The sequence below is a fragment of the Planctomycetota bacterium genome, from assembly GCA_026387035.1.
Taxonomy (GTDB): domain Bacteria; phylum Planctomycetota; class Phycisphaerae; order FEN-1346; family FEN-1346; genus JAPLMM01.
In genome coordinates this window covers 1-7,525 of sequence record JAPLMM010000135.1, presented here as the reverse complement: position 1 = coordinate 7,525, position 7,525 = coordinate 1, and the positions used below count along the sequence as shown (strand labels likewise).

The following is a 7,525-nucleotide window of genomic DNA, read 5'->3' as shown; positions in this document are numbered from 1 at the left end:
TTGCGGATTGCGGATTTGCGGCGTGGTGCGGCGGGCCGTACCTGCCGTCCGGTCCTCGGCTTTCCACGGGCCGTGTTGACCGAAGCGACTGTTATGGCCAGGAGTTCATCGGCTTCTTGCATGAGAAGGTGCACCGCCTCCTGCTGTTCTCCGTTCCCTTGGTTATTGAGCGTTGGGCGTTGGATATTCTCGTTTCACCTTCGTTCCGAGTCACAGCCACAGCACGCGGCGGACAAGTCCGCCGGCGAACCAACCCCCGCACGACCCTCACCCGCCTACGTCACTACGTTACTCAGTCACTCAGTCACTTTTTTTTGGCCAGTGCTTTTCGATCAGCGCCCGCCGAAGGCCCGTCTCCTCCGGTTCAAAGCACTCGGCCAGGATGGCCCAGCATCGGTCCAGGGAATCGGTCACCGTAGGCCAGCAGTTTCCCGTCCCAGGCGGACATTTCGAAGCCCATGTCGCGTTTTTCGCGGCTCTCGCGGCAGAGGGCGTAGAGTTGGATGCAGGTGTTCATGATGTCGCGGTGATCGTCGCGCGTCTTGCCGTTGACCTGCTGCTTCAGGCGCGACAGGCTTCCGAACGGCTCGATCCACCCGTGCCGCAGGTAGAACTGGCCCTCGGTGATGTACCCCGTGTTGTCGGGGACGGGGTGCGTGACGTCGTCGCCGGGCATCGTGACGCACGCCAGGATGGTCATCGAGCCGGCGCCCTCTAGGTCCACGGCCTTTTCGTATCGGCGGGCCAGTTGGGTGTAGAGGTCGCCGGGATATCCCCGGTTCGAAGGGATCTGCTCCATCGTGATGGCGATTTCTTTCAGCGCGTCGCTGAAGGCGGTCATGTCGGTCAGCAGCGCGAGCACCCGCTTGCCCTGGAGGGCGAACTGCTCGCCCACCGCCAGGCAAAGGTCGGGCACCAGAAGACACTCGACGACGGGGTCGGCGGCCGTGTGGATGAAGAGGATGGTGCGGCCCAGGACGCCGCCCTCCTCGAACGTCCGCCGGAACCGCAGGTAGTCGTCGTGTCTCAACCCCATGCCGCCCAGGATGATGATGTCGGCGTCCGCCTGGAGGCCGACGCGGGCCAGGAGGTCGTTGTAGGGCTCTCCAGGGACGGAGAAGATCGGCAACTTCTGGGACTCCACGAGCGAATTGAAGACGTCGATCATCGGGATGCCGGTCTGAATCATTTTCGACGGCAGGTTGCGGCGCGTCGGGTTCACCGGCGGGCCGCCGATGGGGATGCGGTCAGCCTCGATTTCCGGCCGGCCGTCGCGCGGACGCCCGGCGCCGTCGAAGACCCGCCCCACGAGGTCCGGCGAGAAGGGCACCTGCATCGGCCGGCCGAGGAACCGCACCCGGTCGTTCGTCGAGATGCCCTGCGTCCCCGCGAAGACCTGGAGCGACACCTGATCGCCCTCCAGGCGGATGACGGTGGCCAGGCTCGTCCCCCGCTCGCCCGTTACGACGGCCAGTTCATCGTACCCCACGCCGCGCGCAGCGACCGTGACGACGTTGCCGGCGATGCGGGTGATTTGGTCATAATACTTTCTCATGCCCGTTGTCCTCTTACTGATGCCGCCGACCCCGAATGACTAATGTCTAATGACTAATCAAACAGCAATGCCGAATGCCCAATCACGAGACCTTGGTGTTTCGCCGGATGGCCACGAAGATCAGGTGCAACTCCTTGGCCTCGCGCCACAGTTTCCTGGCGTCCTCTTTCATTTCAGGCACGGCTGCGGCAACCATACGCAGCCAGTGCTTGCTTTCCCTTGCCTCCTTGCGGCAGATGCCGATCTTATGGCGAAAGTCCTTTTTCGATTCCGCATCGTCCGCCTCGGCGTAATTGGCCCCAACGCTTGTTCCCGCGCCCACCAGTTGCGGGATAATCCTCGCCGTTACCGGCGTTTGAGGCATTCTCTTGGCAAATGCAATGGCTGCCTCGCCGAAACGGGCCGTCCTTTCCTCCAAGTCGTAAGGTTTCCTCCCCTTCCTGTCAGGTCGCTGCCCGCCCCCATCCTGCGCTTGCTCGTCTGTGTTAGTCATTGGACATTGCCTTTTGATTAGTCATTAGACATTAGTCATTAGTCATTTCGCGCCCCGCGCCGCGATAAACGCCTCAATCCGCCCCAGGATCTTCTTAAACTCCTCCCCCTGCCACTCCGCATAGTTCCAGTTCCGGAACAGGTCCTGTGCCGCGACCATGGTGCGGCGGGCCGATTCCTTGTCCGCTAAGCCGAAGTCCGCACGGACGACCTCCAGAATCTTGTCGAACACCAGGCGCTGGCGTTCGGCGGGCGTGGCGCCGTCCACCGGGTCGTAGGCGTTCTGCTGGAGGTAGCAGTTGTCGAAGAACTCGGCTTTGAGCATGACGACGAAGTCTTCAATGGGCGTCCCTTCCTCGCCAACGACGGTCATCATCTGCTTGACCTCGTGGCCGCGGGAGAGGAGGACCCGGACGTGCTCGACCTTCTCAGGTGAGAGGATCCCCAGGTACTTGCTCCAGGAATCCAGAGGATCAATGGCGGGGTATCGGCGGGCGTCGGACCGCGCCCCTGACAGGCCGTGAAACGCCCCCACCACCTTGAGCGTGGCCTGGGTGACGGGCTCCTCGAAGTTTCCTCCCGCCGGGCTCACGGTCCCGCCGATCGTCACGGACCCCTTTCGCCCGTCGCGGAGTTCCACGGCCCCCGCGCGCTCGTAGAAGGCGGCGACGCGGCTCTCCAGGTAGGCCGGGAACGCCTCCTCGCCGGGGATTTCCTCGAGGCGCCCCGACACCTCGCGCATCGCCTGGGCCCACCGCGAGGTCGAGTCTGCCAGCACGAGGACGTTCAGACCCATCTGGCGGTAGTATTCGGCCAGGGTGACGGCGGTATAGACGGACGCCTCGCGCGCCGCGACCGGCATCGCGGACGTGTTGCAGATGATGATCGTCCGCTCCATCAGCGACCGCCCCGTGCGGGGGTCTTCCAGTTCCGGGAACGTGCGCAGCGTCTCGACCACTTCGCCCGCCCGCTCGCCGCACGCCGCGAGCACCACGATGTCAATCTCCGCGTGCCGCGCGGTGATCTGCTGAAGGACCGTCTTGCCCGCGCCGAACGGCCCGGGGATGCAGTACGTCCCGCCCCGCATGACGGGGAACATCGTGTCTATGATCCGGACGCGCGTGACGAGCGGTTCGGTCGGCAGGAGGCGCCGGCGGCTGACGTTCAAGGGCCGCTTGACGGGCCAGCGCTGCTGCATCTTGACGGCGATGCGCCGGCCGCCTTCGCCCTCCAGGGCTGCGATCTCATCCTCGATGGTGTGCTCGCCCTTGGCGGCGACGCTCGCCACGCGCCACTTGCCCTCGAGATCGAACGGGGCCATGATCTGATGCTCGAAGATCCCTTCGGGGACCCAGCCGAGCGGGTCCCCCGCCTGAACCGTCGCGCCCTCGCTCGCGGAAGGCGTGAACTCCCATCGGCGATCCTGGGACAGGCTCGCGAGATACGTTCCGGCCTGGAGGAAGTACCCCGTCTTCTCGGCCAGTTTCGGCAGCGGGTTCTGGAGGCCGTCGAAAATCTGGCCCAAGAGGCCCGGACCGAGCGTCACCGAAAGCATCTCGTCGCGGAACTCGACGGCGTCGCCGACGCGCAGACCGCGCGTCTCCTCGAAGACCTGCAGGTCGGCCATGCCCCCCCGGACGCGGATCACTTCGCTCAGCAGCCGCGCGCCGTCCTGACGCAGACAGTATCCCACGGCATTCTGGACGACCCGCCCTTCGGCCTCGACGACGACCATGTTGCCGAAGACGGCCACGATGCGTCCGGTCACGTTCGCATCCTCTCAGGCTGGGCCGGCCGTTCGGCGTCCGGTCGGTCGGTCGGCGGCCCCGGCGGGCCTGCCCCGCCTTCCCCCTTGGGGTTGGGGACGTTCCGCTCGGAGGTGATGCGGTGCCAACGGTTGACCAGAAGCAGCCGCGCCGCATACGCCGCCAGTTCGTCGTCCTCGAACGTGAACCAGCGGTCGTGCTCGTCGAGCCAGGCCCACCGCGCCCGGTCCAGGACCTTCTGGCCTTCCAGCACATTGACCGCCGACGACCACTCGGAGACGGCAGAGGAGAAATCCGACGCGTCCTCGCCCAACTCGAGGGCCACCACGTGCTCCGTCGCGTCCAGGTCCAGGGCGCGGGCCCTGTCGGCCGCCAGGGCGTTGCGCAGCCCGACTTCGTATCGCACCCAGAGGGCCAGGAATCGGCTTCCTCGGCGCCGGGCGACCTCCGCGGCGTGGCGCCAATAGGCCAGCCAGACGGCGTCCGGCGTCTCCTGCGGCGCAAGCGCATCGGGCGGCGGCGCCAGGTGAGGCGGAAGCGGAGACTCGTTACGGATCTGGGCCTCGGAGAGCACCGAAGGACTCGCCTCGGTGATTTCGCCCGCCAGGAGGGCGTCCCGCTGCTCCAGGTCGTCCGACACGAGGATCGTCGCCACAATCTCCCGCGCCGCCGGCCGGGGCTGCACGTGTTCCGCCAACTCGGCCGGGGTGATGGGCGGCACGCCGCCGAGGTCCGGCAGCGAAGGCAACGACCCGATCATCTCGTAGGCGCGACCGACCAAAGGTCCAGCCTCTCACGTGTTGTTCTTCGCCGCCACTTCCAGCATCTTGCGCAACGCCGGTCCGACCAGGTCCTGGAGCGCGGCCGCGACGGAGTCCGTCGTCACCTCCACGGTGGCGCCGTCGGTCTTGTATTCGAAGCCGGCCTCGCGGAGGGTGTCTTTCAGGTCCACCGCGCCGACGCCGTCCTTGTGGGCCACCTCATGAAGGATCCAGTCGGCCAGTTGCTTCCGCGTCTCCGGCTGAACGGCGATCTGGGTGACGCGGCGTCCTTCGCGGTCGGCCTTCGCGTACTCCAGCGCCAGGTCGTGAATGAGTTGGCGGAGGAAGCGGCTGTCGGAGAGCGCCTCCTGCGTGGCGCGCGCCAGCACCGTTGCCACCAGGCCGCTCAGCGTGTCTCGCAGCCCGAGGACTGCGTCTCGGGCCGCCAGGCGCAGTTCCGCCTGAGCCTTCTCGGCTTCGGCCTCGGCTTTGGCTTTGGCCTCCGCGAGGGTTTTCTCGGCCTGTTCCTTGGCGTCCTCCTGGATCTGCTGGGCCTTGCGCTGGGCCTCGGTGACCAGTTTCTTCGCCTCTCGGCGGCCGGCCTCGACGCCCTCGGTCTGGAGTTTGGCGACAAAAGCCTCAATCGTCTCGGCCATGACGTTGCTCCGTCCTTCGGAATCCCAGGCGCGGCCGTGCACGTTCTGGTGCCGCGCTGCGTTAGGCCTGCGCTCCAGGGCCGCCGCGTGCCTGCTGAATGGAGGCGCCAGCGGACGCCGCCCCCGCTGCTGTGCGGATCGCACGTCTGTCCGGTTCCTGTCGCCTTTAGACGACGGAAAGACTTGAATACCGTCCGGCGGCCGCGGTGTCAAGCAAAAGAGCCTCTTAGGACCTGCCGCGGGTACCGAAGGGGGCAGGCTACGAACCGTGCTGCACCTCGACGACCTCGGGCCGGTGACGCCGCGCAAAACGCCGCTCCTCGACGAGCGCCGCCAGAAACGCCAGCGCCCCCAGCACGGCGCTCGCCGCCACAGCCGTCCCCTCGGGTCCCAGGCGCGCGACCTGCTGCAAGCCGCCCCACTGGCTCCCGATGATGAGGCCGGCCACCACGGCGGCCAGCGGCAGGCCGAACACCAGCGCGATGCTGCGCCACACGTTCGGCAGGGGGACTTCGAGGGTCACTTCGTCGCCGACGGCCAGGTCGCGCGCCTCGACCCAGAGGAGGAGTTCGCCGCCGGTGGTCTGGCATGCGCGGCACTGTCGGCAGGCGGGCCCTGGCTGGCGCGCCAGGCGCACCGCCGCGCGGTCCTCCGACAAACGGACAACCGTTCCGCGTTCCCGCATCGGTGACTTGTTCTCCTGTGCGGGCGGCAAGCGATCAGGATCGTTTCCGTCGTGCGCCCGGCAGCCGGAGCGACCGGATGCGCGTCACCTGCCTCGCCAGCACCCCTTGAGGGACCCTCGTGTGGAGCGGCACGAGGAGGACGGTTCCCAGTCGTCCGTCCGACGTGAGGATCAGATGGCGCGAGGTCGGGGTCTTGACGCCCGGCAGGCTGGTTTGATGGCCGGTGACGAGCAGTTGCGCCCCGACGTGGCGGGCGAAATCGTCGGCCGATGGCTGGTCGTGGTTGCGCCCCCACACCAGTTCATACACCCCGTTGCCCCGCCGACAGTCCTCCTCTGTCAGCGGGCGGTTGAAGATGCTGTAATCGAAATCCTCCAGTGCCTTGCGTTCCGGCGTCGAATGCGTGATGAACAGGCCGTTGGGCGTCCGCACCGCCAGCGGGAGCGACGCCAGGAACCTCCGGTAGGCGTCGTATACATCCGTCCAGTGAGACTTGTACACATTCTGAATACCACGCCGGAACGTCTCGCCGGTGGCTTCCCCGCCCTTCGTGATGTCGGCGCCCTGCAGTTCCGCCAGGTCGTGGTTCGACAGGACCACCTGGACCCGCGACCGGAAGAGGCACTTCAGCGACGCCACTTCCTCCAGCAGCCAGAAACTCTGGTCGCCGCCTTGCTCGTCCTTCGGGCCCCCGTGAATCAGTTCCTGGAACACGATGTACCGGTTGCGATGGCGGTGGAGCCGGGCCCACTGCAGCACCCGATCCAGATTCGTCCGGTCGCCGTGCAGGTCTCCCAGGATGACGACGTCGCCGTCGGCCGGCAGTTCGACCACGTTGCCTCGCCGCAGCGGATCGCGCTGGCTCAGGATCGCCGCCCGGTCCATCAGGTCGGTCACTTCGCCGACACCCAGATGTGTTTCATCCGGGTTGATGTCCCACTCGTCGCGGACCGCGTCCAATCGACTCTCCTTCGTCTCCAAGCAGCGCCTTCTGACCCTACGGTTTCTCCGCCGCCGTCGGCCGCAGACGCTCTGCCAGCATCGTCTGCCTCAACTCCCACAGAAACGTTCTCATCGGGAACAGCGTACCGGGGCATTGACGCGTTCCAGCGGGATGTGATACCGGGCCGACAGCGCGGCGACGAGCGCCTCGAGGCTGGCCATCTGCGCGGCGGTCGGCTGCTCCCGGTTGAAGTGGCCGACCAGGCAGATCCCGATCCCTTGCTCGTTGAACTCCGGGTGCCCCGCCACCAGGCAGTGGGCCCCGGCGCGCTGATTGGCCCATCGCGGCGTCGCGAGGATTTCGCCGTCGCGGGTTCCTGTCGCGCGGCCGTTGTTGATGACGAAGTGATAACCCGCGTCGTCGGTGTGTAGCGTCTCGCGGTGCCAGCGGTCGATCGCCTCCAGCGTCGCGGATCGCGTCGCCGAGTGGTGGATGACGAGGTACTTCCAATTCCGCACGGGCGCCAGGTCGTCCGTACGGATGAGCGACTCCAGGAGCGCGTCGGCCGACCGTTCGCTCGCTTCCCCGTCGCTCTTGCCGGAGTCGGCGCTCCGCGTCGGCATGGCCGCCCAGCAGACCAGCCCGACCGTCCCCATCGCCGCGAGG

At 66.7% G+C, this 7,525-nt stretch carries 7 protein-coding genes and 1 pseudogene; all 8 read right to left on the bottom strand.

What is annotated here, in order from left to right; translation table 11 throughout:
• Nucleotides 1-300: 300 nt before the first annotated feature.
• Nucleotides 301-1,555, bottom strand: a pseudogene (locus NTX40_04615) (V-type ATP synthase subunit B).
• 82 nt (nt 1,556-1,637) lie between these two features.
• Nucleotides 1,638-1,973: a four helix bundle protein gene (locus NTX40_04610; protein ID MCX5648365.1), complete on the bottom strand. Its 336-nt coding sequence runs from the start codon at nt 1,971-1,973 to the stop codon at nt 1,638-1,640.
• A 117-nt stretch (nt 1,974-2,090) separates the two neighbouring features.
• The gene (locus NTX40_04605; GenBank protein ID MCX5648364.1) at nt 2,091-3,815 is read right to left on the bottom strand and encodes a V-type ATP synthase subunit A; all 1,725 of its coding nucleotides are present in this window, start codon (nt 3,813-3,815) and stop codon (nt 2,091-2,093) included.
• Nucleotides 3,812-4,594 (bottom strand): DUF2764 family protein, encoded by a 783-nt coding sequence (locus tag NTX40_04600; protein ID MCX5648363.1) that lies wholly within the window; start codon nt 4,592-4,594, stop codon nt 3,812-3,814. The genes NTX40_04605 and NTX40_04600 overlap by 4 nt, the downstream gene beginning before the upstream one ends.
• A 12-nt stretch (nt 4,595-4,606) precedes the next feature.
• A complete protein-coding gene (locus NTX40_04595) occupies nt 4,607-5,230 on the bottom strand; it encodes a hypothetical protein (GenBank protein MCX5648362.1) in 624 nt (207 codons plus the stop codon).
• Between the two features lie 259 nt (nt 5,231-5,489).
• Nucleotides 5,490-5,915 carry a SoxR reducing system RseC family protein gene (locus tag NTX40_04590; GenBank protein ID MCX5648361.1) on the bottom strand — a complete coding sequence of 142 codons (426 nt, stop codon included), beginning with the start codon at nt 5,913-5,915 and terminating at the stop codon, nt 5,490-5,492.
• 34 nt (nt 5,916-5,949) lie between these two features.
• Nucleotides 5,950-6,876, bottom strand: coding sequence for a hypothetical protein (locus tag NTX40_04585; GenBank protein ID MCX5648360.1), 927 nt, complete (start codon nt 6,874-6,876; stop codon nt 5,950-5,952).
• Nucleotides 6,877-6,987: 111 nt separating this feature from the next.
• The coding region (locus NTX40_04580; protein MCX5648359.1) for a peptidoglycan recognition family protein at nt 6,988-7,525 on the bottom strand (538 nt) is incomplete at its 5' end.